This window comes from Ruminococcus sp. HUN007 (assembly GCF_000712055.1).
Taxonomy (GTDB): Bacteria; Bacillota; Clostridia; order Oscillospirales; family Ruminococcaceae; genus HUN007.
The window spans coordinates 1222363-1245472 of record NZ_JOOA01000002.1 but is presented as its reverse complement, the minus strand read 5'-3'; the positions used below and the strand labels follow the sequence as shown (position 1 = coordinate 1245472).

The following is a 23110-nucleotide window of genomic DNA, read 5'->3' as shown; positions in this document are numbered from 1 at the left end:
AATTATACCACATAATCAGCTATTTGTCTACTGAATTATGTGAAATATACCGTAACTCTCCGGATGCGGATCATACATCAGCTCAGGGCAGTGCTCCGGTTCCGTACGTCTATACATCCGTGTATGCTTATAAATATTTGCTATAACTGATGATAGGCTATTGATATTAGACACCATCTGAGAATAAGTGTATAATTAAAACACACTAATACGATAGGAGAGATATGCTTATGAAAGAGATACTCTGGCTCGGACGCGGCGGTGAGGGAGCATTTACTGCAGCAAGACTGCTCGGTGCGGCTTACACAATATCAGATGATGACAAATACGCTCTCGCTTTTCCGTCTTTCGGTCCGGAAAGAAGAGGTGCACCCGTAAGGGCGTTCACAAAGCTCGACAGTGAACCGGTGGCAGACAGAAGTCAGACCGAAAAGGCGGATTATATAGTTGTGCTTGACGAAACATTATACAGTCCTTTACTTAGGAATGAACTTAAAGAGGGCGGAAAAATAATTGTAAATTCAAAGAATGACATAGAAGGTGCTCACGCATTTGACGCTGAAAGCATTGCGGCAGAGTTTAAACTGCCTGTGGTAAATACAGTCATGCTCGGTCTGCTTGCCGGTATTTCAGGCGTTGTCACACCTGATGAAGCGGAGAAGGCAGTAAGGGGATACATGCCGGCGAAGATCGCGGAGCGCAATGCCGGTGCACTTCTGAAGGCCTTGCAGGAGGTATCTGAATGAAACCGTATATCAGAGAGAAAAAGGTGTTCGGATTTGACGACGTTCCGGAAAACACATGTTTTGAAGCGGGATATCTTGTTACGGTAAACAGCGGATGGAGGAGCATAAGACCTGTTGTTCACACTGAAAAATGTGTCGGCTGCGAGCAGTGCTATCTTTACTGTCCGGACGGGGTTATTTCAATACAGAATGGTAAAGCAGTGATCGACTATGATTTCTGCAAGGGCTGCGGTATCTGTGTGAAGATATGCAGACCGGGCGCGATAGAAACGGAGGCGGAGCGTAAATGAAAAAATTTCTTTCAGGAAATGAGGCATTTGCCGAGGGCATAAGACTTGCGCGTCCGGAGGTGATCTCGGCCTATCCTATAACACCGCAGACCATAGTTGTTGAACGTCTTTCCGAGATGGTGGAAAACGGAAGCCTGAAGTCAGAGTACGTTCATGTTGAATCGGAGCATTCAGCTCTGTCATGCGCCATGGGAGCAAGTGCCGCAGGTGCAAGAGCATTTACAGCTACATCCTCACAGGGACTGCTCTATATGGCGGAATGTCTCTACTACGCTTCGGGCGGACGTTTCCCGATAGTTATGATGAACGCTGACCGTTCCACAGCGCTTCCGTGGAATATCTACGGTGACCAGCGTGACAGCCTTTCACAGCTCGACAGCGGCTGGATACAGTCATACGCTGAAAACGCACAGGAGGCACTTGACCTTGCACTTATGAGCTACAGAATAGCTGAGGACAAGCGTGTTTCTACTCCGTACATGGCTAATCTGGACGGATTCGTTCTCACTCACACCTATGAAAAGGTTGATATCCCGACGGAAGAACAGGCTGACCGTTTCCTTCCTGCTTACGAGACTGACAACCGCATCGATTTTGACAGCCCTAAGAATATGGCCTTTTCAGCAGGTCCGGAAACGAACTACATCTTCAAGTACAGGGCGCATGAGGGAATGCTTGCAGCTTCGGATGTTATTAAGGAGACTGAAGATGAATTTGAGAAAATATTCGGACGCAGATACACCGGGCTTACCGAAAACTATCTGACTGATGATGCAGACTATATTATCGTTACTCTCGGAAGTATAGCCGGACTGTGCCGCAAAACAGCTGACAGGCTCCGTGAGCAGGGAATACGTGCAGGTGTTGTGCGCATACGCTACATGAGACCTTTCCCGAATGAAGAGATAGCAGAAGCTCTCAGCAGGGTAAAGGCATATGCAGTTCTCGAAAAGGATATCAGCTTCGGAAACGAGGGCACGGTTTTCACAAACGTAAATTCCGCTGTTAAAAAGGAAAACGGAAAGGCAGAAGGATATAACTTCATCGGCGGACTCGGCGGAAGAAACATTTCAGCGTCTGATATTGAAACCATATTTAAAAGCATAATAAAAGGCACGGACAGAGTAAACTTTATCGGGATAGGAGACGGAAACAATGGCTAATAAGGTCGCAGACAGCATTTCAAGGGAAGAATATTTTTACGGACACAAGGCATGTGCCGGATGCGGGGGAAGTCTTGCGGTAAGGGCTGCCCTTAAGGTACTCGGCAAAAATGCAGTTTCAGTTCTTCCGGCAGGCTGTATGTCCGCAGTAGGCTTCAATTTTCCGCAGCTCTGCTTCTCAAACAATTCCATAATATCAACCTTCGCAGGAACTGCTTCCATGCTTACAGGTATCGAGGCGGGACTCCGTGCAAAGGGCTATAAAGACTTTACAGCAGTAGGATTTGCAGGTGACGGCGGTACTGCCGACATCGGTATTCAGGCGCTTTCCGGAGCAATAGACCGTAACGACAATATTATCTACATCTGCTACGACAACGAAGCCTACATGAACACCGGCATCCAGAAAAGCGGTCTGACACCGTTCGGCGCAAGGACGACTACGACTCCGGCAGGAGCAAATGTTCACGGAAACATAAGACCGAAGAAAAATATGTTCGAGATAGTTGCGGCTCACGGCATCCCTTACGCTGCCACAGCAAGTGTGGGATATATAGGTGATTTCATAGCCAAGGTTCAGAAGGCATCGCAGATCCAGGGGACAAAGTACATTCATGTAATAGCTCCGTGTCCTACCGGCTGGGGCATTTCTGTTGATGAAACAGTTGAGATCGCAAAGGAAGTTGTGGACAGCGGTCTCTGGTATCTTGCCGAATATGAAAACGGTGAATACAGACTGACACACAGACCGAAGGAATTCACATCTGCTGAAGCTTATCTGAAGAGACAGGGACGTTTCAGACATCTTACCGAAGATGATATTAAGGTGATAACTGATTCAAGGGATGAAAAGTGGAAGTTTATTGAAAAGAATTTCATCGTATAATTTAAGCGGAAGGAGAATTAAATTTGAACTATATTGAAGAAAGTGTAAATGACATTGTCGGCCTGCTGCTTGATGATTATGAAAAGAAAAGGACGTCTGAGGAAGTCAAAATATTCAATCATCCGGACAGGGAAGCCATAGTTGATATTCTTACAAGCCTTCGCAAGATCATATTTCCGGGATATTTCAGGAACAGATCGATCAAGGTCTACACGCTCCGGAACAATCTTTCCATGCTTATTGAAGATGTCATCTACAAGCTTACCAAGCAGATGACCATAGTTTTCGACGGCGATGAAAGCACGGATGAGGATATTACGGAAAAAGCTGAAAACATCGCACTGGAGTTCATTAAAAAGCTTCCGAAAATAAAAGAATACATTGAAACCGATGTTCAGGCAGCCTATGACGGTGACCCGGCTGCGTTCAGCGAAGATGAGATCATTTATTCCTATCCGGGACTGTACGCTGTTCTTGTAAACAGGATAGCACACGAGCTGTTCCTTCTGGGTGTTCCGGTAATTCCGCGCATGATGACTGAATATGCACACAGCGTGACCGGTATCGACATTCATCCCGGTGCTACGATCGGAAAATACTTTTTCATTGATCACGGTACAGGTATAGTCATAGGTGAAACGACCGTTATCGGAAATAACGTGAAGATCTACCAGGGTGTTACACTCGGTGCTCTCTCAACACGAGGCGGACAGGCACTGAAAAACAAAAGAAGACATCCGACTATCGAAGACAATGTTACTATATATTCCGGCGCGTCTATTCTCGGAGGCGACACCGTGATCGGAAAAGATGTTGTCATAGGCGGCAACGCTTTCATAACGCGTTCAATTCCGGAAGGAGCCAAGGTAAGTGTCAAGAACCAGGAGCTAAGGTATAACTATGATGCTTCAAAGCCGGTCGAACGTGTTGACGTTGAAAATGAAGCTGCGTGGTTTTATATTATATGAAAAACCTATAACAGGAATGAATTGATGACACGGTTATAGGGAATATCTATATCTTGTAATAATAATTTGAGATTAAATTGATATTGATTCTATTTGTGATATATGCTATAATGGATTCATCGAATTTTATACATATAATATATATAAAAAAGATCTGAATGACAGGTTTTAAAAAAGGCAGGAATTATTTTATGGCTGTAACAGTTGTGATACCAACGACTCTGAGGCTTTTTACAGAGCACAGGTCTGAAATAGAACTTGAAGGAAAAACAGTAGGCGAAGTGCTTACTCTTTTGTCAGAAGAATATCCGGATACAAAAAAAGCACTTTTCGATGAAGAAGGAAAACTCCGTTCATTTGTCAATATTTTTGTGAATGATGAAAGTATAAGAGATCTTGACGGATTTGATACAGAAGTTAAAGACCATGACGAGATCATCCTCATTCCGGCGATCGCCGGCGGTTCCGGAAACGAAAGTGTTCTCGGTGACCGGAATGGCGAAAAGCTGACAAACGATGAGATAAACCGTTACAGCCGCCATCTTCTTCTGCAGGAGATTGGAGTAAAAGGCCAGAAAAGACTTAAGGCTGCAAAGGTGCTTATAGTCGGAGCCGGAGGACTCGGCACGCCGCTTGCTCAGTATCTGGCGGCAGCAGGTGTCGGAACTATCGGAATAATTGATGACGATGAAGTTGAGGAATCAAATCTTCAGCGTCAGGTCATCCACGGAACAAGAGACATAGGCAGACCGAAGGTTGCATCGGCAAAGGACAGCATAAAGCAGATAAATCCCTTTGTAAAGGTTGAGATCTACAACAAGCGTCTGACTGCCGAAAATGCAGAGGAGATCATTTCAGAATATGACGTTGTGGCAGATGCTTCGGACAACTATCCCACGCGTTATCTTGTAAGCGATGCATGTGCACTTCTGGGAAAACCTGATGTGTTCGGTGCCATGTATCAGTTTGAAGGGCAGGTCTCGGTCTATTATGCAAAAGAGGGTCCCTGCTTCAGATGTATGTATCCGGCACCGCCTCCGGCAGGACTTGTTCCCTCATGTGCTATGGGCGGTGTAGTCGGAGTGCTTCCCGGCGTTATAGGCACTCTTCAGGCAAATGAAGTAATAAAGCTCATAGTAGGCGGAGGAAAGAACCTCATCGGCAGGGTAGTAAGCTTCGATGCCTGGAACCTTAAATGGCGTGAGCTGAAAATACATAAAAATGACAGCTGTCCGGTATGCGGCAAAAAGAAGACCATTACTGAAATAGAGGAATTTGACTACGAAGACTTCTGCGGTATCACCAAACAGCGTGAGGAAGAAGCGGAAGTTGAAGGCATTGAGCCGAAGGAACTGAAGCGCCGTATCGATGAAGGAGAAAAGATAACTATCATCGATGTGCGCGAGCCTCATGAAAGAGCCATAGCGAAGTTTCCGGATGCAAAGGTGATCCCGATCGGTCAGCTTGAAAGAAGACAGAACGAACTTGACACTTCGGTCGATACTGTTTTTGTCTGCAAGGAAGGAAAGCGCAGCATTCTTGCTGTGAATACTCTGCGTGAAGCAGGCTACACAGGTCCGCTTTATAATCTCAAAGGCGGCACCAATGCATGGGCAAGGGAAGTTGATAAGGACTTTCCGGTTTACTGATATGGTAAAGAGAACGGGGTAAAACTCTTTATTATAAGGAAACGCTGATCAGTGTTTCCATAAATAATTATTATTTATCAGGAGGTAGACGTTATGTCTAAAGAAGTAAAAAATGACTCAATAGTTGCTCTTGGCAAAAAGGCAGCATATAATCTTGCTGACGTAAACAAGACAAGACCACAGTATGGTGCTCTTACTCCTAAGTGGGTTACCAAGGTTCTCGAATTCAAAGGCCTTGATTCCGGTATTTACAGAATAAACAGGGTAAAGGAAGGCGAGACTCCGCTTGACGTTCTCTGCAGCGTTGAAAAGAAGTCAGACATCATCCCTCAGGGTTACATCGAATACGAAGAAAACCCGAGAGAACACCAGCTCGCTTCCATTTCAACAATAATCAATGTAAATACAGCGATTGCTGACGTTTACAGCTCACCATACGATCAGGTAAAGGAACAGCTTGACCTTGCCATCGAAAGCCTTCGTGAGCGTCAGGAAAGCCAGCTCATCAACAACGATGACTACGGTCTTTTAAAGAACGTTGCTGATTCACAGAGAATCCAGACAAGAAACGGTGCACCTACACCTGATGATCTCGACGAACTCATCACAAAGGTATGGAAGGATCCTTCATTCTTCCTTGCTCACCCGAGAGCTATCGCAGCTTTTGAAAGAGAATGCACAAAGAGAGGCGTTCCTCCGGTTACTGTAAACATTGCAGGCGGTACATTCATTGCATGGCGCGGTATTCCGATCATTCCTACAGACAAGCTCCTTGTTGACGGACTTAAGAATCCAAAGAGCAAGAGCGGCAAGACAAACATTCTTCTCGTTCGTACAGGTGAAGCAAAGAGAGGCGTTATCGGTCTTTTCCAGCGTAATCTTAAGAACGAACAGTCAAGAGGTCTTTCAGTTCGTTTCAGAGGCATAGATGATAAGGGTGTTGCTTCCTATCTGCTTTCACTCTACTGCTCGGCAGCTATTCTTGCAGACGACGCTATCGCTGTTCTTGAAGATGTCGAGGTAGGTGAATACTATGACTACGACTAATTACGGAATCCCTTCCGAGACTGAGCTTGAGAATCTCGCAGGTTCCCTTTTCCCTGACTTTGAGCCTGAAGTCTGTGCTTCAGGTCTTGAAGGTCTCGCTGCAGGAGATACTTCCATATTAAACTATGCGGCATCAAAGGCAGCTTCATACGGTGGCGGTGTAAACTACGCCTCATATGCAGAAAACGCTTTTTCCAGTTACGGAAGTATTTCAGAATTCGAACAGATCGCAAACGAGTATAATGGTGGGGGCGGCGGATACGCTCCTGTTGTTCTTTCACAGGGCCAGGCAGATACTTATGTTCCGAAGCAGGCTTCCGGTGCGGTGGCAAAGGAAGTGCCGCAGTCAAGGGAAAACAGCAGTATCATAGTCGGAACCAAGACACTCGCTCAGATAAGAAATGATTTCCCTATACTAAGTGAAAAAATAAACGGCAATGATCTTGTGTGGCTTGACAACGGCGCAACAACACAGCGTCCGAAGCAGGTCATCGACAGACTTACTTACTACTATGAACACGAAAACTCAAATGTTCACAGAGGTGCCCACGAGCTTGCTGCACGTTCAACTGATGCATACGAAAATGCAAGACAGATAACTGCAGATTTCCTCGGTGCTCCTTCAAAGGACAATATCGTTTTTGTAAGAGGCACTACCGAGGCGATAAACCTTGTGGCTAACGCATATGTAAAGCCTCTGCTCAAGCCGGGCGATGAGATCATTCTCACAATGCTCGAACATCATGCAAACATCGTTCCGTGGCAGCTTGTCTGCGAGGAAACAGGAGCTGTTATAAAGGTTGTCCCTGTTGACAGGACCGGTCAGCTTATTATTTCCGAGTACGAAAAGCTCTTTACAAACAGAACGAAATTCGTTTCAGCAACACACGTTTCAAACGCACTCGGTACTGTAACACCTATCGAGGAGATTGTTGCGATCGCACATGCACACGGAGTACGCACACTCATTGACGGTGCACAGTCCGTGGCACACATTCCGGTAAACGTTACAGCACTCGATACAGACTTCTTCGTATTCTCGGGACACAAGATCTTTGCACCGACAGGTATCGGTGCGGTTTACGGAAAGTCAGACGTTCTTGAAGCTGCAAGACCGTATCACGGCGGCGGCAACATGATAAAGGACGTTACTTTTGAACGCACCATCTACAATCCGGCTCCGAACAAGTTTGAAGCAGGAACAGGAAGCATAGCTGATGCTGTAGGTCTTGGTGCCGCCCTTGAATATCTCAATTCAATAGGCATGGCGGAGGTAAACCGCCACGAGCACGAACTTCTTGTTTACGCAATGAAGGAAATGCAGAAGATAAACGGTCTTCACCTTATCGGTACGGCCACAAACAAGGCAAGTGTACTTTCATTTGTACTCGACGGAGTTGATAATGAAGCAGTAGGTCAGAGACTTAACGAACTCGGAATAGCAGTACGTACAGGTCATCACTGTGCACAGCCTATATTGCGTCATTTCGGACTTGAAGGAACGGTACGTCCTACACTTGCACTTTACAATTCATTCGGTGACATTGACAGACTTGTGCAGGGTATAAGAACCCTTGCGTAAATGGAATTTCAGGTGAAAGCGCACCTAAATCATTTCACAGTAGATTTCATGTACTGTACAGGATGGCTTTTTCTATGCCGTCCTGTACATTGTTTTAATTATTCTTTCAGAAAAGCGTGGTGGAAAAATGAAATTTAATACATCTCTGCTTCATGGCACGTCACAGAACGGCAGCGATCAGGGTTCAACTCTCCCTCCGGTTTATCAGGTAAGTGCCTTTGCATATGATTCAGCAGAGCAGCTTGAAAAGGTGTTCAATAACAGGGCTGCAGGTTTTTCCTATTCAAGAGTGGGAAATCCGACTGTAAGTGCTTTTGAAAACAGAATAGCCAGACTGGAAGGCGGTCTTGGTGCAGTAGCGTGTTCATCGGGAATGGCAGCTATTACAGCGGTCCTCCTTAATATTCTGAAGTCAGGAGACGAAGTCATAGTAAGCACGGGACTTTTCGGAGGAACGATCGATCTGTTTGATGATCTGAAGGCATTCGGCATAACAGCACGCTTTCTTGAGTCTATCACTTATGAAACAGTGAGCGAAGCGGTAACGGAAAATACCAGAGCGGTTTTTACAGAACTCATTGGGAATCCGAAACTGGATATCGTCGATCTTGACCGTGTTTCGGAAGCCTGCAGGGAAAACGGTATCCCCCTTATAGTTGACAGTACAACAGCAACACCTTATCTTGTAAATCCGATAAAACACGGTGCGGACATAGTTGTTCACTCATCTTCCAAGTACATAAACGGCGGCGGAAATGCCATAAGCGGCATTATAGTCGACAGCGGTAACTTTAAATGGACAAAGGAAAGATATCCGGGGTTTGAGTCATATCTTAAATTCGGACCTTTTGCGTTTCTTTCAAAACTCAGAAACGGAATATGGCGTAATACAGGAAGCTGCCTTGCACCGATGAATGCGTTTATGAATATTGTGGGACTCGATACACTGGGCTTAAGAATGGAACGCAGCTGTGAAAATGCACTTAAGCTTGCCGAATTTTTCGATTCACTGTATAATATAGAAGTGAACTATCCCGGACTTCCTTCATCTCCTTACTATGATCTGGTACAGAAAGAGCTTTCCGGTAAAGGCGGAGCTATAGTGACTATAAGAGCCGGAAGCAAGGAAAAGGCCTTTAAGCTGATGGACAGTATTAAATTTGCATCCATTGCCACCAACATAGGAGATGTACGCACACTTGTGATACATCCGGCGAGCACTATCTATACTCATAATACTGAGGAACAGTGCGTAAGTGCAGGAGTATATGACGACACCATACGTATCAGCGTGGGCATTGAAGACATCGATGACCTTATAGAAGATTTCAGACAGGCTGCAGAAAATTAACAGACCGGATATAACATGAAAGGAATTAACAATGGCTGATTTTAATATAACAGATTCTATTGATATTACAGATGTAACATGCCCGATAACCTTTGTAAAGACGAAGGTCGCTCTTGAGGAACTTGATGACGGTGATATACTGTCAGTAAAACTCAATGACGGTGAACCGGTGCAGAATGTGCCGAGAAGTGTCAGGGAGGAAGGTCATAAGGTACTTAGCCTGACAGACAACGGTGACGGTACATTTGAACTGATAATTCAGAAAGTCGGTGACTGATAATGCCGGCAAGAGTAAATAAAGAAAATTTTGATGCAGAAGTGCTTTCATCAGAAATACCGGTACTTGTGGATTTTTTCTCTGACAGCTGCGTTCCGTGCAAAAAGATCGCACTTGTACTAAGCAAACTTGAAAGTGAATATGCTGACAGGCTGAAAATAGTAAAGGTCAACGTAAACTTTGATGAGGAACTGGCCGTAAAGTATAACATTGAAGCAACACCGACACTGCTCCTTCTGAACAAAGGCGATGAAGTATCACGTCTCAAAGGTGCGGTAAGCAAAGATGAGATAGTATCTCTTACAGATAAAATAAAGTAAAAAGGAGCAGATATAAATGACAATAACTGTTGCAGGAGTAAAAAAGGAAGTAAACGACGGTCTTACCGTTTCACAGCTTGTAACCGATGAAAAAGTGGAAACACCGCAGTATGTTACTGTTACTGTAAACGATGATTTTGTTAAGAGCGGTCAGTTTGAGGAAACTGTTCTCAAGGACGGAGACAATGTCGAATTCCTGTATTTCATGGGAGGCGGCAGATAATGGGCTTTACGAATGAGCAGATCGAACGCTACTCAAGACACATAATCCTTAAGGAAGTCGGAGCAAAGGGACAGAAGAAACTTCTTAACGCAAAGGTCATGATAATCGGTGCCGGCGGTCTTGGTGCTCCGGTGGCAATGTATCTTGCGGCAGCCGGTGTTGGTACTATCGGTATTGCAGATGCTGATGAAGTTGATCTTTCCAATCTTCAGAGACAGATCATACACCAGACAAAGGATTTAGGTGTACCGAAGGTAGATTCTGCAAGAGAGACAATGGAAGCTATGAACCCTGACGTGAAGGTAAACACATATCACGAGTTCATTACAAGTGAAAATATTCTCGATATTATAAAGGATTACGATTTTGTTATTGATGCAACGGATAACTTTCCTGCAAAGTTCCTTATAAACGACGCATGCGTTATGGCGAAGAAGCCGTTCTCACATGCTGGTATCATCCGTTTCCAGGGTCAGCTCATGACCTATGTTCCGGGTAAGGGACCGTGCTACCGCTGCGTATTTAAGGAACCACCGCCGAAGGACGCTGTTCCTACATGCAAACAGGCTGGTGTCATCGGCGCAATGGCCGGTGTTATAGGAAGCCTGCAGGCGATGGAAGCAGTTAAGTACATTATCGGTGTCGGCGATCTTCTTACAGGTTATCTCCTTACCTATGATGCACTTAAGATGCAGTTCCGCAAGGTAAAGCTGCCGTCTGACACTCATGACTGTGCAGTGTGCGGAGACCATCCGACTATTACTGAGCTCATCGATTACGAACAGGCAGAATGTGACGGTACAGGACTATGATAAAACTTAAAAAGAGTGATTACGACAGAATAGTTGAACATGCTAAAAAGGAAGCTCCGGTCGAAGCCTGCGGACTTATAGCAGGTGAGATCTCCGGCGAGGACAGGATAATAAAAAAAGTTTATATTCTTACGAATACAGATCATGCTGAAGAGCACTTTACTCTTGATCCGAAAGAACAGCTTGCTGCTGTAAAGGATATGAGAGCCGAAGGACTTGTTCCGCTGGGAAACTGGCATTCACATCCGGTTTCTCCTTCACGTCCTTCCGATGAAGACAAAAGACTTGCCTTCGACAGCAGTGCAAGTTATCTTATTCTTTCACTTATGGACGATGAGCCGGTGCTTAACTCCTTTCACATAGAAGGTGACACTGCTTATAAGGAAGAACTTATAATAGATCAGTGATGAAAAAGGTGCATTTCCGCCTGCATGGAATGACTGCGGTATACTGTTGTTTCCTTTAAACCCGCTATTGACAATATTGCCGTCAGATGGTATAATCATAGTGTTTCTATAGGAATTTTAGGCTATAGGAACACCCCTTAAAACACCATGATAAAGAGGTAACGCTATGACTTTACAGCAGCTTAGATATATTCTTGTGATCTCGGCTACCGGATCAATGAACAAGGCTTCGGAACAGCTCTATGTTTCACAGCCTTCACTTACTTCATCAGTACAGGAACTCGAAAAGGAAATAGGCATCAAGATCTTCAACAGGACCGGCCGCGGTGTCACTCTTACCAATGACGGTTCGGAGTTTATCCAGTACGCACGCCAGGTAGTAGGTCAGTTCGAGATTCTTTCCGAAAAGTACAGCACGAAAGGTGCGGTAAAGAAGAAATTCGGCGTGTCAACACAGCACTATTCGTTTGCTGTAAAGGCCTTCGTTGAAATGGTCAAGAAGTTCGATACGGCAGAATATGAATTTGCAGTACGTGAGACCAAGACAGCCGAGATAATAAGCGACGTTGCAGGCTTCCGCAGCGAGATAGGCATCATCTATCTCAACGATTTCAACAGAAAATCGCTTACCAAACTTCTGCATTCAAACGGAATAGTGTTCCATCCGCTTACAAAGTGCGCTGCATACGTTTATCTGTGGAAGGGACATCCGCTTGCAGGTCAGGAAAAGATCACCTTTGATGAACTTGCAGATTATCCGTGTCTGTCATTTGAACAGGGTGACAACAGTTCCTTCTACTTTGCCGAGGAAATCTTAAGTACCAATGACTATCAGCGTGTGATCAAGGCAAACGACCGTGCGACGATGCTCAACCTGATGATCGGCCTTAACGGCTACACTCTCTGCTCCGGCATCATCTGCGAGGAACTGAACGGCTCTGACTATATCGCCGTTCCGTTTGAAGATGAAACTACTGAAGAGGCAATGGAGATAGGGTATATAACTCTCAAAAACGTAATCCTTAGCGAAATGGCTGAGATCTATATTGAAGAACTGAAGAAGTATCTTGGTATAGAAGAGTAATTCAGTACATGTAAGAAAGCTCCCGGAGTGAAAGTATTCCGGGAGCCTTTCTGCGTATAAAAGGTACATCCTCTGAAGAGGATGTGCTATTAAATACCGGCTGCATCGCAGCCGGTAGCATTACGAAATAATGTGAATTTCCATAGGTTTAAGCAAAGAGACAACCATAGGCCGGGGGAGAACGATAAAAGCCCGCAAAAGCACGGCGTTTCTCCCCCGCCTAAGGTTTTCTCTCTGCACTCTCTTTCCTTCACCAGCCCCCACAATTTTATATTAACATTTGATCAGTGGAAGGTTATTTACGATACACTTGAACGTGACAAAGACGCATTCCATGAAGCGGTTATCAATGCATTTGTTCATAATATGTGGGCGAATGGTGATGCTCCTATGTTTACGGCATACGAAGATCGCATAGAGATTGTATCTCTTGGAACACTGCCTCCGAATCAGACAAAAGAAGGTTTCTTCAGTGGTGTGTCAATCCCGGTTAATCAGAAGCTTTCGGAAATACTGCTTCAGCTTCATATAAGTGAGAAAAGCGGACGAGGAGTTCCGAGAATTACTGCGGTATACGGCGAAGAAGTGTTTCAGTTTAAAGACAACGCAATATCGGTGACGATTCCGTTTGAACGACTTAACTTATGGAATTCGACTGGGGGAATTTCTTCAGCCATTCCCCCAGTTATTCCCCTAGTTAATCCCCAAGATGAAAGTGGCAGTATAGAAAGCAGAATTATAGCGTTTTGTAAAGAGCCGCATTCAGTTCTTGAAATTGCGGATATGCTTGGCTATAAAGATAAGAAAACAGTTCGTAAGTATTTAAAACCTCTTTGCGAACAAGGAAAAATAGTGAGAACAATACCAGATAAGCCGAATAGCAGAAATCAGAAATATATTTCAATTTATGAATAAAACCGATAACGGTTCTTTCTCTCCCTGAGGCAGCATGCAAATGTTGATGCTGCTTTCAGGGAGATTCTCATCTTGAAAAGATGGGTAAAACCGTGGACAGAAACAACTATGATCTTGTTTACAGCTGCAAAGTAAATCTCGTCGGAATCAGAAGTATGCCGGCATTCCTTGAATCTGTTTTTGAAAAGTTCAACATGCATTGTCCGAAGGATTTTGAAGGACATTCTCTCAGTGTCAGTGACGTTGTTGCAGTAAAGAAGGACGGACAGATATCAGCACATTTCGTTGACAGTATCGGATTTAAGGAACTGCCTCAGTTCGGTCAGATAGTACGTGACAATCCGCTGAAAGCTATCGAAGATGCGGTCGAACAGAACGATAATTCATTCGATGGTCTGATCAACAACCTTCCGCCAGATAATATTGCCGAAAAGGAAGTCAGAAGCGCAAAGATTGAAAAGAAATCAGAAAAAGCAACCGACGAAAAACGTTCGATCCGCAGTTTTCTCCATAAGGCCATAGATATGAAAAAACCTGAAAACAAGGAAGCTAAGAAGCAGAAAGAAATGGAAATATGATGGATTTTACTGTAGAAGAAATGAACTTTCTCTGTATCTTCAAAGGCGACTGCCGGGAGGACAGCATAAGAAATGTTCGCAAGATCATCCCGTTTATCGGTAACTACGACATGATCAAGATAGGAGAAAGCCTCCTCAGCAAGCTTGAACGCATGACCGAGGAGGCCTATAACGAGATCAGTTTTGATGAAACTTTTGAGGAGTAATCCTCACGCCCTGAAAAAAGGGCGGATACATATTGCAATTCTATAGTAATTATGATATAATTATATCAAATAATTCTTGTTTTTTTATCACTAACGCATAATTCGAAAGGGTGCTGAATATGGCTAACGAAAATGCATTATTAAATGATGAATACGAAGAAATTGATGATGAATCAATAGATTTAGATGACCTTGAAGAACAACTAAATAATCAGATAGAAGAAGATTTATCTGAACTTTCTTTTCTTGAAAAAGAAAAAGAAAAAATTACTGATCCAAATAGTTTAGGACAGATTGTAAAAGAGGTTGTATGGGAACAGTTCATTAACCAAATGGCAGCGACTGCTGGTGCTGATTTTATTAAAGAAAATAATGGTCTAACTTTAGATTTACGAAATGAAGCCCATATTCAGACAACCGAAAATTTTGCCAACGGAAAAATAGCAACGCATAACACAGAGATTAATTATCAGGAAAGATATGATGAATGGCAAGATAAATTTCAAAAAAACGAAGATGGCTCTATAAAAACAAAAAAAGATCGTATAACAGGAGAAGAAAAAGCAGTACTTAAACCTAACGCTCGTGAGGCATATGATAAAAATCGTGAAAACGGAAGTGCTACTGTTCATAATGATCATACTCTTCCAGTTGGAGAAATAATTAGAGATCCTGAAGCAGCAGCTCATATGACAACTGAAGAACAAATAGCATTTGCAAATAGTGAAAAAAATTTAGGCAAATTAGATGCTGCAGCCAATCAATCTAAAGGCGATAGTAAAATGTCTGATTGGCTCGATTCGGAAAGAGATGGGAAAAAACCGGCAGAAAGATTTAATATTGATGAGGAAGAATTACGAAAAAGAGATGCCGAAGCACGTGAAGAATATGAAAGGTTAAAGAAAGAGGCAGAAAAGCGATCAGTAGAAGCCGGAAAAAAGTCTCAGCGAGCAGAAGCTAAAAGAATAGGAGGGAAAGCTGTAAGAACTGTTTTAATGCGGTTGCTTGCTGATCTTGTTAAAGAGATAATATCTAAACTTGTTTCATGGTTTAAATCGACCAATAAAAAACTAAAAACACTAATTTCAAGCATAAAAGAAGCCATTACTTCTTTTGTGAAGAATTTAAAAAACAGTTTGATTGGAGCGTTGGATGCGACTGTAACTACTGTTGCATCAGCTATATTTGGTCCAATTGTCACAACAATTCGTAAGGCTATCACATTAATCAAACAAGGCTGGAGATCTTTAAAGGAAGCGATTGCTTATATTAAAGATCCGGCTAATAAGAATAAGTCTGTAGGACTATTATTACTTGAAGTTGGAAAAATTATTATCGCAGGAATCACTGCAGCTGGTGCTATAGTTTTAGGAGAAGTAATTGAAAAAGCTTTAATTGCTATACCTGGGGTGGGTGCATTTTTTGCATTTGAAATTCCTTTACTTGGTAGCTTGGCTAATATTCTTGGAATTTTCTTAGGTGCTGTTGTTGCCGGCATAATAGGCGCTATCGTTATAAAGAAAATCCAAAAACTTATTAACAAAAAGAAAATAAATGAACTTGACTCACAGATTATCAATAAAGGTAATAATATTTTAAACAATCAAACTGAAATAATAGCGATAAACAAATACAAAATGGTAAATAATAAAGAGCGTAGTTTAAATAATATTAAACAGAACCATGCTTATGCGTCAGAAATTATAAAAGATGCAAGTAATAAAATATTTAATGATGAAACTAATAATGATATTCAAAAGGATTTTGATAGTATGGATCAAGATCTTGAAAATTTGTTAAATTAATCACTTGTTCTTTTTGGGTTATTGGAGGATATGCAATATGAATAGTCCTGCACCATATGATTTCAATATCAATTTATCAAAACATAATTTTGATAATGCTAAAAATCAGCTCAAGGCTTTTTCTCAAAAGACAGATTTAAAAATTGATTTTCCAAAGGTTGATACCGAAGGTGGCTTTTTAAATTTAGGTAATCATCGAGTAACCGGATATGAATTGAATAAAGTAACCGAAGCAGTTCAGAAATATTTAACGTTTCTCAATAGTAATGATATATCTATAATAAAAGAATTTAATAATGTATATCAAACTTTTGAATACTTAGATCAAGAATATCTTTCGGGGATTATTCTTGGAATTAAGGCTGCAGAGAAAAATGCTGAAGAGATTAAATGTACACAAAATGGCTTGAAAAAAACTGTAGAAGAACAAAAGAAAATAATAGCTGTTTTGAAAAAACACAAAGAAAAACTTGAAAACATAGTACATCTTGAAGATATCGATGAGACATGGGGTAAAATATCCGGTTTTGGAATAAAACTGACAAACATTCAAGAAGATATATTGAAATTAGAGTTAAATATAAAAGAATTAGTTCAAGACATAGAAATAATAAATGAAAATATTCGGTTGATCGACGTAGAAGCAAAAGAACATACAGTCCTGGTAAATTCATTAGTTTATGATGTTAAAAAAAATAATGAGTCTATATTAAAAATTTTTAGCTTTATCGATAACCTAAAAAAAACAGATACATTTATATGATATTGATAAAACCTGGAATCAGGTAAATAATAATCTTAAAAACATCGATTTGCTCAAAAAAGAATTGCGTAATAATACTGATTTGATAATTAAGTCTCTTGATAAAAACAGCAAGGAAATCAGTGAAGTAACTGCGTTTATAGCTGAGCTATCTAATCAGAAGCATTTAAATGATATCGATGGAACCTGGAAAAAAGCTTTAAATAACGAGAAAGAAACCACTGAAGTAAAAAAAGCTGTTCATCAAAATTCAGAATCAATCAATGGCATAAACAAGCAGCTTGATGAACACAGCGAGGAAATCAGTGAAGCAACTGCATTTATAGCTGAACTATCAAATCAGAAGCATTTAAATGATATCGATGAATCATGGGAAAAAGCTTTAAATAACGAGAAAGAAATCACTGAAGTAAAAAAAGCCGTTCATCAAAATTCAGAATCAATCAATGGCATAAACAAGCAGCTTGATGAACACAGCGAGGAAATCAGTGAAGCAACTGCATTTATAGCTGAACTATCAAATCAGAAGCATTTAAATGATATCGATGAATCATGGGAAAAAGCTTTAAATAACGAGAAAGAAATCACTGAAGTAAAAAAAGCCGTTCATCAAAATTCAGAATCAATCAATGGCATAAACAAGCAGCTTGATGAACACAGCGAGGAAATCAGTAAATCAACAGCGTTTATAGCTGAACTATTAAATCAGAAGCATTTAAATGATATCGATGGAACCTGGAAAAAAGCTTTAAATAACGAGAAAGAAACCACTGAAGTAAAAAAAGCTGTTCATCAAAATTCAGAATCAATCAATGGCATAAACAAGCAGCTTGATGAACACAGCAAGGAAATCAGTGAAGCAACTGCATTTATAGCTGAACTATCAAATCAGAAGCATTTAAATGATATCGATGAATCATGGGAAAAAGCTTTAAATAACGAGAAAGAAATCACTGAAGTAAAAAAAGCCGTTCATCAAAATTCAGAATCAATCAATGGCATAAACAAGCAGCTTGATGAACACAGCAAGGAAATCAGTGAAGCAACTGCATTTATAGCTGAACTATCAAATCAGAAGCATTTAAATGATATCGATGAATCATGGGAAAAAGCTTTAAATAACGAGAAAGAAATCACTGAAGTAAAAAAAGCCGTTCATCAAAATTCAGAATCAATCAATGGCATAAACAAGCAGCTTGATGAACATAGCGAGGAAATCAGTGAAGCAACAGCGTTTATAGCTGAACTATCAAATCAGAAGCATTTAAATGATATTGACGAATCATGGGAAATTATCGAAAGAAATAGCGGAGTAATATCACAATTACAAAACGATATTTCCTCACAAAACTTAAGAATGACTGAATATGAACAGCGAATAGAGAATCTTCAGAAAGAATTGAGCGAATATAAAAATGTTTTTTCGAGAAAACTTGTGATTTCGATTTCAATTGCATCTATAGCTTTAGCAGGAGTAATAGGTGAACTATTATGGATAATAATGAGGTGATCGTTTGAGTATACAGTCCGATACCTTGCTAAAGACAGCAGTAAAATTTGACGCTGTACTTGATGGCAAAGGTACTATTTCAAAATATGCACAATCAATAATAGATGATAACAGTAGAGATGCTACATTAAAAATTTTAAACAAGATAAAAAGCGTAACAGAGAATTCAAATTATTCAAAGGAAATCAGGTTAGGGGCAGAAACATTAAAAAAAAGTTTGTATGAATATTATGGATATAAAACAATTAGTGAAATATGCTCTTCTAATAATTATGATGAAGATTCAAGAACATTAGATGAATTATTGGAAGAGTTAAATGGACTTGTAGGATTAAAAAACGTTAAGAAAAAAGTAAATGATCTGATTACATATCAGCAAGTTCAGCAACTAAGAAAATCTCAAAATTTACATACAAGCAAAAGTACACTGCATCTTGCTTTTACAGGTAATCCTGGCACTGGTAAAACGACCGTAGCAAGAATAGTCGGAAGAATATATAAGCAGATAGGACTGCTATCAAAAGGGCATTTTATTGAAGTCTCAAGAACTGATTTGATTGCTGGGTACCAAGGTCAGACAGCACTGAAAGTGAAAAAAGTTATTGAAAGAGCTAAAGGTGGTGTGCTCTTTATTGATGAAGCTTATAGTATTACTGAAAATGAAAATAGCGATTCCTATGGACGGGAATGTCTAACTGAATTAACAAAAGCCCTTGAAGATTATCGTGAAGATTTAGTCGTAATCGTTGCGGGATATACCGAACCAATGAAAACTTTCTTTAATTCCAATCCGGGATTAAAATCACGATTCAATACTTTTATTGAATTTGATGACTATAATTATTATGAATTATTTGAAATACTAACGATGATGTGCAAAAAAAATGATTATATATTAAGTCCTGAAGTATGTCGGGAGATAAAAGATGCATTGAAAGATTATTGCAATTGTAAAAAAGATGAAAATTTCGCTAATGGAAGATTAGTGAGAAATGTTTTTGATAATTTAGTGATGAATCATGCACGTAGAGTTATACGAATAGAATCTCCGAGCAAAGAAGATTTGTCATTAATACTTCCGTATGATTTTGAGTACAGTTTACTGTGATTTTTAAGCACTGAAAAGTTTACACAGCAGTCTCTCCGGAGGCTGCTTTTTTCATGCCCAAACGAAAAAACTATTGACTTTAATGCTTTAATGTGATACTATGTGAAAGGAGAAGAAAAATGCCTGGAAAACTTCAAAACGTACAGGAGCTTATGGAAGAACGTATTTCTGCGCTCTGGAAGAATCCGGAGGATTATGTTTCCTTCCTTGAAACGGCTTCTCGTCTGTACAAGTACAGTTTCAAAGATCAGATCCTTATTCATGCACAGCGTCCGGATGCCGTTGCCTGTGCGGAGTATGATACCTGGGGTCGTGAAGATATTACGAACAGATATGTTAAGCGAGGTAGCAAGGGAATCGCTCTTATCAAAGAGGGAAACGGCAGAGCAAAGCTCAGATATGTATTTGATTTTGCCGATACAGCGGCAAAGGACGAACGTTCGAGGACGCCTTTCTTCTGGAAGGTAACTGATGAAAAATTCAATGCTTATGAATAGATTTAATTACGAGCATTGAGATTGTGACAACAGTGTTGTCACAATTCATGCCAATTATATCCTTCTGCATTTTTGCAGATTACAGATTAGAGTTATCGCCCAAATGTCTTGAATTCGGGCTTTACAATATTCATTTATAATTATATTAAATGTAAATGCTTAAATAAGATTGTGACAACACTGTTGTCACAAATCAGCTGGTCGAATCACCTAAATTAATTATAGTGAACGTAAAAATCTTTTTTGCGTTCACTATAATTATGGCGAATTCGCCATAATTAAAAGTCAATCAGGATTAAACAGTTTTAAAATCAGTGTTAAAGAATTTGTAGCAAAGACAAATGCAATAAGGATACTATCTTTTAATACCGGAAAAAAACCAGCAAGTCCGTTCAGAACATGAAAACTGAACGGACTTGCTGTTTGTATTAATGAAACTGTATTCCCGGAGCTGCCGGGAATGCTGTAGAGGAGAGCGGGGATCAGCCGGCGTATTTTGTGACCTTGCGTACTGCTTTTTTCAGTGCTTCTGCTTTGTCGGTGCGTTCCCAGGTGAAATCTGCGTCTGGTCTTCCGAAGTGGCCGTATGCTGATGTTGCTGCGAATACCGGCTTTCTGAGATCAAGGGCACGGATTATGCCGCCAGGGGTAAAGTCGAATATTTCAGTAACTGCAGCCTGGATCTCTTCGTCGGTTACCACACCTGTACCGAATGTGTTTACGTAAACTGATACCGGAGCGGCAACGCCGATGGCGTATGCAAGCTGGATCTCTGCGCGTTTTGCAAGTCCGGTAGCTACGATGTTCATATAACGAGATTAGTTTTGATGAAACTTTTGAGGAGTGATCCTCACGCCCTGTTTCATGGCGGTACATATTGCGTTTATATACGTTATGTGTTATAATATAGGCATTAAAAAAAGAGGTTAAATCTTTTCGTAGGGGCTACGCCTCACCACTAAAGTTACACCTCTTAATATTCATAGTATTATCCTTTTTCTTATATTATACTATGAATAAATTGCTTTGTCAATAGGAGATCTGGAAAATGATAAAAAAGGATTTAAATGCTGATTTATTGTATAAAGAAGTTGAGCCCAGATATGTTTTCTTTGTACAGCTTTGGCATGAACTTTTGAACAATCGAACATTGGATACATACCAATATAAACTTTTAAATTCATATACTGCGCTTTGTGAATTAATTACGGTTATAGATAAAACAATTTCCGGGATTTTTACGAGCCCGCATAATATATTGGATTGCGTAGCTGAGTGTGCACTAATCATAAAAAATGATGAAATATTAAAAAAGAACAATTTGATGCTATGGAATGTACTTATTTCAAATTTGAACAAACCGATAAACGGAAAAAGCCGTCAACTTGCTCTAAAGTTTCAAATTGAATATGCCGTATCAGAAATGAAAAATCATTATTCTGAGTGGATTTATAATGAATTGAATAATGCTATATCAACTGATGAAAAAGAAAGCATAATAAAATGTACTAAGGCTTTGATTAGTCAAAATTTACATAATGGTTGGTCAACGCAAAGCTTATATCAATCCGATCGTTTCTTTTACGGAAAAAGTTCTGACTATGATTCTATGCTTAATTTTTCAGAATATTTGTCATCAGATGATAAAGATTTTTGTGTTTATATAAGTGTTTCAGATTTCACTCGCAAATCATCTTCAAATCCAAAAGATGAATTAAAAAAGCTTAATTTTATAATAAAAAAATACATCAGATATACTTCCAAAGTATAAAGGCAAAAATAATGAATTAATTACTTTTTTTGATAGTACCAAAGAGTATATCTGTATAGATATTAAAGCGAAAGATATTTATTCTGCCGCTTATAAAGCGGTTCAAGTATTATCTTCTCGAATAAATATGCTAAGCTTTTACAATATTATAGATACATGGGATATAGGAAACATTAAAATGATTTCTGTAGACAATAGCAGTTTTTACGGAAAATCATTGAGAAGTTTGGATTTATTTAAAACCTATGATTATATTGATACTTCGGGGTTCATATTCGAGAATACTGTAAAAATAATGGAAAGCCCCAATTTAAAGGAAATCATTGATAAACTGCTTCCTTCATTCAGTTATGCTAATATAAGCAGAGCTTCTCTTTTCCAGCAGGAAAAGTATATGACATTATGGATTGCATTAGAATCACTTTCAAGAACAGAAATGTATGATGATATAATTTCAAATGTGAAAACTACTGTTCCGGCAGCTTTATCAATAAGATATCTTTTCAGAATTATTCGAAATTTTGCTGAAGATCTGATCAGATGTAATGTTGACTTGGTTTTCAAAGATGGAATAAGTTATGATGTAAAAGACACATCAAAAGCTAAAGTTGTTGAAAATCTGATTTTCATTTTTAAAGATGATGATCTTTATTCTCAACTTGAGGATAAATGTAATTATTCTGATTTACTGTTATACAGAGTAAAAGATATAAAGAAAATATTTACCGATTATAAATATGCAATCCAAAAAATTACGAATTATCATCAGCATATTACCTGGCAGATTCAACGTTTATATAGGATTAGAAATGAAATCGCTCATTCAGCAACTATTGACAAAAACAATCTGACAATATACACTGAACATTTGTTTGATTACTTGTCAACCTTTGTTTCAGAGATAGTATCGTGTACAGAAAAGAGTGATTTTAAAAATATAGGTGAAATATATTGCAAGATACAAGATAATTACGCTGCATTTCAGGAGATAATTAAAAATCCTGATAAAATCACAGTAACGGATAAAAAAATATTGGATGATACATTGTTTAAAACAGGAATTCTTAGCTTTATATAATGCTCTTAAGCAGTCTCTCCGGAGGCTGCTTTTTTCATGCCCAAACGAAAAAACTATTGGCTTTAACACTCTAA

General features: G+C 40.2%; 26 protein-coding genes and 1 pseudogene. 26 read left to right on the top strand and 1 reads right to left on the bottom strand.

What is annotated here, in order from left to right:
• Positions 1-230: 230 nt before the first annotated feature.
• The 24 genes and pseudogenes from CC97_RS09515 (at position 231) to CC97_RS09405 (ending at position 20187) form a co-directional block, all read left to right on the top strand.
• Positions 231-746, top strand: coding sequence for a 2-oxoacid:acceptor oxidoreductase family protein (locus CC97_RS09515; protein WP_044974774.1), 516 nt, complete (start codon positions 231-233; stop codon positions 744-746).
• Positions 743-1036, top strand: coding sequence for a 4Fe-4S binding protein (locus tag CC97_RS09510; protein ID WP_044974773.1), 294 nt, complete (start codon positions 743-745; stop codon positions 1034-1036). Before CC97_RS09515 ends, CC97_RS09510 begins: the two co-directional genes overlap by 4 nt.
• Complete coding sequence (locus CC97_RS09505; RefSeq protein WP_044974772.1) at positions 1033-2199, top strand: transketolase C-terminal domain-containing protein; 1167 nt, start codon at positions 1033-1035, stop codon at positions 2197-2199. The genes CC97_RS09510 and CC97_RS09505 overlap by 4 nt, the downstream gene beginning before the upstream one ends.
• A complete protein-coding gene (locus CC97_RS09500; RefSeq protein ID WP_044974771.1) occupies positions 2192-3085 on the top strand; it encodes a thiamine pyrophosphate-dependent enzyme in 894 nt (297 codons plus the stop codon). Before CC97_RS09505 ends, CC97_RS09500 begins: the two co-directional genes overlap by 8 nt.
• A gap of 23 nt (positions 3086-3108) precedes the next feature.
• Positions 3109-4053, top strand: coding sequence for a serine acetyltransferase (locus tag CC97_RS09495; RefSeq protein WP_044974770.1), 945 nt, complete (start codon positions 3109-3111; stop codon positions 4051-4053).
• Between the two features lie 191 nt (positions 4054-4244).
• Complete coding sequence (gene moeB / locus CC97_RS21330; RefSeq protein WP_081850062.1) at positions 4245-5702, top strand: molybdopterin-synthase adenylyltransferase MoeB; 1458 nt, start codon at positions 4245-4247, stop codon at positions 5700-5702.
• A gap of 93 nt (positions 5703-5795) precedes the next feature.
• Positions 5796-6749 carry a family 2A encapsulin nanocompartment shell protein gene (locus CC97_RS09485; RefSeq protein ID WP_044974769.1) on the top strand — a complete coding sequence of 318 codons (954 nt, stop codon included), beginning with the start codon at positions 5796-5798 and terminating at the stop codon, positions 6747-6749.
• The gene (locus tag CC97_RS09480) at positions 6736-8331 is read left to right on the top strand and encodes a cysteine desulfurase (protein ID WP_044974768.1); all 1596 of its coding nucleotides are present in this window, start codon (positions 6736-6738) and stop codon (positions 8329-8331) included. The genes CC97_RS09485 and CC97_RS09480 overlap by 14 nt, the downstream gene beginning before the upstream one ends.
• 127 nt (positions 8332-8458) lie before the next feature.
• Positions 8459-9682 (top strand): aminotransferase class I/II-fold pyridoxal phosphate-dependent enzyme, encoded by a 1224-nt coding sequence (locus tag CC97_RS09475; RefSeq protein ID WP_044974767.1) that lies wholly within the window; start codon positions 8459-8461, stop codon positions 9680-9682.
• 31 nt (positions 9683-9713) lie between these two features.
• Entirely contained in the window at positions 9714-9959 is a 246-nt protein-coding gene (locus tag CC97_RS09470) for a sulfurtransferase TusA family protein (protein WP_044974766.1), read from the top strand.
• Positions 9960-9961: 2 nt separating this feature from the next.
• Complete coding sequence (locus CC97_RS09465; RefSeq protein WP_044974765.1) at positions 9962-10279, top strand: thioredoxin domain-containing protein; 318 nt, start codon at positions 9962-9964, stop codon at positions 10277-10279.
• 16 nt (positions 10280-10295) lie between these two features.
• Complete coding sequence (gene thiS, locus CC97_RS09460) at positions 10296-10502, top strand: sulfur carrier protein ThiS (RefSeq protein WP_044974764.1); 207 nt, start codon at positions 10296-10298, stop codon at positions 10500-10502.
• Complete coding sequence (gene moeB / locus CC97_RS09455) at positions 10502-11314, top strand: molybdopterin-synthase adenylyltransferase MoeB (RefSeq protein WP_044974763.1); 813 nt, start codon at positions 10502-10504, stop codon at positions 11312-11314. Before thiS ends, moeB (CC97_RS09455) begins: the two co-directional genes overlap by 1 nt.
• The gene (locus tag CC97_RS09450) at positions 11311-11721 is read left to right on the top strand and encodes a M67 family metallopeptidase (protein ID WP_044974762.1); all 411 of its coding nucleotides are present in this window, start codon (positions 11311-11313) and stop codon (positions 11719-11721) included. The genes moeB (CC97_RS09455) and CC97_RS09450 overlap by 4 nt, the downstream gene beginning before the upstream one ends.
• A gap of 166 nt (positions 11722-11887) precedes the next feature.
• On the top strand, positions 11888-12805 hold the full coding sequence (locus CC97_RS09445; RefSeq protein ID WP_044974761.1) for a LysR family transcriptional regulator: 918 nt from the start codon (positions 11888-11890) through the stop codon (positions 12803-12805).
• 390 nt (positions 12806-13195) lie between these two features.
• Positions 13196-13720, top strand: coding sequence for a Fic family protein (locus CC97_RS18825; protein WP_242848163.1), 525 nt, complete (start codon positions 13196-13198; stop codon positions 13718-13720).
• Between the two features lie 65 nt (positions 13721-13785).
• Positions 13786-14028, top strand: a pseudogene (locus CC97_RS21325) (YodL domain-containing protein); the annotation flags it as partial.
• Entirely contained in the window at positions 14014-14298 is a 285-nt protein-coding gene (locus CC97_RS21320; protein ID WP_278245354.1) for a DUF4316 domain-containing protein, read from the top strand. The pseudogene CC97_RS21325 and the gene CC97_RS21320, both read left to right, overlap by 15 nt.
• The gene (locus CC97_RS09430; protein ID WP_044974759.1) at positions 14295-14504 is read left to right on the top strand and encodes a transposon-transfer assisting family protein; all 210 of its coding nucleotides are present in this window, start codon (positions 14295-14297) and stop codon (positions 14502-14504) included. The genes CC97_RS21320 and CC97_RS09430 overlap by 4 nt, the downstream gene beginning before the upstream one ends.
• 119 nt (positions 14505-14623) lie before the next feature.
• Positions 14624-16309: a cation diffusion facilitator transporter gene (locus CC97_RS09425; protein WP_044974758.1), complete on the top strand. Its 1686-nt coding sequence runs from the start codon at positions 14624-14626 to the stop codon at positions 16307-16309.
• A gap of 37 nt (positions 16310-16346) precedes the next feature.
• A complete protein-coding gene (locus CC97_RS09420) occupies positions 16347-17072 on the top strand; it encodes a hypothetical protein (protein ID WP_049962807.1) in 726 nt (241 codons plus the stop codon).
• A gap of 49 nt (positions 17073-17121) precedes the next feature.
• The gene (locus CC97_RS09415) at positions 17122-18582 is read left to right on the top strand and encodes a hypothetical protein (RefSeq protein WP_156036856.1); all 1461 of its coding nucleotides are present in this window, start codon (positions 17122-17124) and stop codon (positions 18580-18582) included.
• A gap of 4 nt (positions 18583-18586) precedes the next feature.
• A complete protein-coding gene (locus CC97_RS09410; protein WP_044974756.1) occupies positions 18587-19690 on the top strand; it encodes an AAA family ATPase in 1104 nt (367 codons plus the stop codon).
• 119 nt (positions 19691-19809) lie between these two features.
• Positions 19810-20187, top strand: a complete 378-nt coding sequence (locus CC97_RS09405; RefSeq protein WP_044974755.1) for a hypothetical protein — start codon at positions 19810-19812, stop codon at positions 20185-20187.
• 482 nt (positions 20188-20669) lie between these two features.
• Here the strand turns inward: CC97_RS09405 and CC97_RS09400 are convergent, their stop codons facing one another.
• Positions 20670-20996, bottom strand: coding sequence for a methionine adenosyltransferase domain-containing protein (locus tag CC97_RS09400; protein WP_044974754.1), 327 nt, complete (start codon positions 20994-20996; stop codon positions 20670-20672).
• A gap of 239 nt (positions 20997-21235) precedes the next feature.
• Here CC97_RS09400 and CC97_RS09395 point away from each other — a divergent pair, with 239 nt between their 5' ends.
• Both CC97_RS09395 and CC97_RS09390 read left to right on the top strand, forming a co-directional pair.
• Complete coding sequence (locus CC97_RS09395) at positions 21236-21958, top strand: hypothetical protein (RefSeq protein ID WP_044974753.1); 723 nt, start codon at positions 21236-21238, stop codon at positions 21956-21958.
• Between the two features lie 178 nt (positions 21959-22136).
• Positions 22137-23036 carry a hypothetical protein gene (locus CC97_RS09390; protein ID WP_044974752.1) on the top strand — a complete coding sequence of 300 codons (900 nt, stop codon included), beginning with the start codon at positions 22137-22139 and terminating at the stop codon, positions 23034-23036.
• Positions 23037-23110: the final 74 nt, after the last annotated feature.

What these genes read in the sequence shown, in the direction of transcription:
- CC97_RS09405 (WP_044974755.1), top strand. Translation starts at nt 19,810, where the DNA reads ATGCCTGGAAAACTTCAAAACGTACAGGAGCTTATGGAAGAACGTATT.
- CC97_RS09485 (WP_044974769.1), top strand. Translation starts at nt 5,796, where the DNA reads ATGTCTAAAGAAGTAAAAAATGACTCAATAGTTGCTCTTGGCAAAAAG.
- CC97_RS09465 (WP_044974765.1), top strand. Translation starts at nt 9,962, where the DNA reads ATGCCGGCAAGAGTAAATAAAGAAAATTTTGATGCAGAAGTGCTTTCA.
- CC97_RS09420 (WP_049962807.1), top strand. Translation starts at nt 16,347, where the DNA reads ATGAATAGTCCTGCACCATATGATTTCAATATCAATTTATCAAAACAT.
- CC97_RS09475 (WP_044974767.1), top strand. Translation starts at nt 8,459, where the DNA reads ATGAAATTTAATACATCTCTGCTTCATGGCACGTCACAGAACGGCAGC.
- CC97_RS09480 (WP_044974768.1), top strand. Translation starts at nt 6,736, where the DNA reads ATGACTACGACTAATTACGGAATCCCTTCCGAGACTGAGCTTGAGAAT.
- CC97_RS09425 (WP_044974758.1), top strand. Translation starts at nt 14,624, where the DNA reads ATGGCTAACGAAAATGCATTATTAAATGATGAATACGAAGAAATTGAT.
- CC97_RS09450 (WP_044974762.1), top strand. Translation starts at nt 11,311, where the DNA reads ATGATAAAACTTAAAAAGAGTGATTACGACAGAATAGTTGAACATGCT.
- moeB (WP_044974763.1), top strand. Translation starts at nt 10,502, where the DNA reads ATGGGCTTTACGAATGAGCAGATCGAACGCTACTCAAGACACATAATC.
- thiS (WP_044974764.1), top strand. Translation starts at nt 10,296, where the DNA reads ATGACAATAACTGTTGCAGGAGTAAAAAAGGAAGTAAACGACGGTCTT.
- CC97_RS09390 (WP_044974752.1), top strand. Translation starts at nt 22,137, where the DNA reads ATGATTTCTGTAGACAATAGCAGTTTTTACGGAAAATCATTGAGAAGT.
- CC97_RS09430 (WP_044974759.1), top strand. Translation starts at nt 14,295, where the DNA reads ATGATGGATTTTACTGTAGAAGAAATGAACTTTCTCTGTATCTTCAAA.
- CC97_RS09470 (WP_044974766.1), top strand. Translation starts at nt 9,714, where the DNA reads ATGGCTGATTTTAATATAACAGATTCTATTGATATTACAGATGTAACA.
- CC97_RS09515 (WP_044974774.1), top strand. Translation starts at nt 231, where the DNA reads ATGAAAGAGATACTCTGGCTCGGACGCGGCGGTGAGGGAGCATTTACT.
- CC97_RS09500 (WP_044974771.1), top strand. Translation starts at nt 2,192, where the DNA reads ATGGCTAATAAGGTCGCAGACAGCATTTCAAGGGAAGAATATTTTTAC.
- CC97_RS09505 (WP_044974772.1), top strand. Translation starts at nt 1,033, where the DNA reads ATGAAAAAATTTCTTTCAGGAAATGAGGCATTTGCCGAGGGCATAAGA.
- moeB (WP_081850062.1), top strand. Translation starts at nt 4,245, where the DNA reads ATGGCTGTAACAGTTGTGATACCAACGACTCTGAGGCTTTTTACAGAG.
- CC97_RS09400 (WP_044974754.1), bottom strand. Translation starts at nt 20,996, where the DNA reads ATGAACATCGTAGCTACCGGACTTGCAAAACGCGCAGAGATCCAGCTT.
- CC97_RS18825 (WP_242848163.1), top strand. Translation starts at nt 13,196, where the DNA reads ATGTTTACGGCATACGAAGATCGCATAGAGATTGTATCTCTTGGAACA.
- CC97_RS09445 (WP_044974761.1), top strand. Translation starts at nt 11,888, where the DNA reads ATGACTTTACAGCAGCTTAGATATATTCTTGTGATCTCGGCTACCGGA.
- CC97_RS09510 (WP_044974773.1), top strand. Translation starts at nt 743, where the DNA reads ATGAAACCGTATATCAGAGAGAAAAAGGTGTTCGGATTTGACGACGTT.
- CC97_RS09395 (WP_044974753.1), top strand. Translation starts at nt 21,236, where the DNA reads ATGATAAAAAAGGATTTAAATGCTGATTTATTGTATAAAGAAGTTGAG.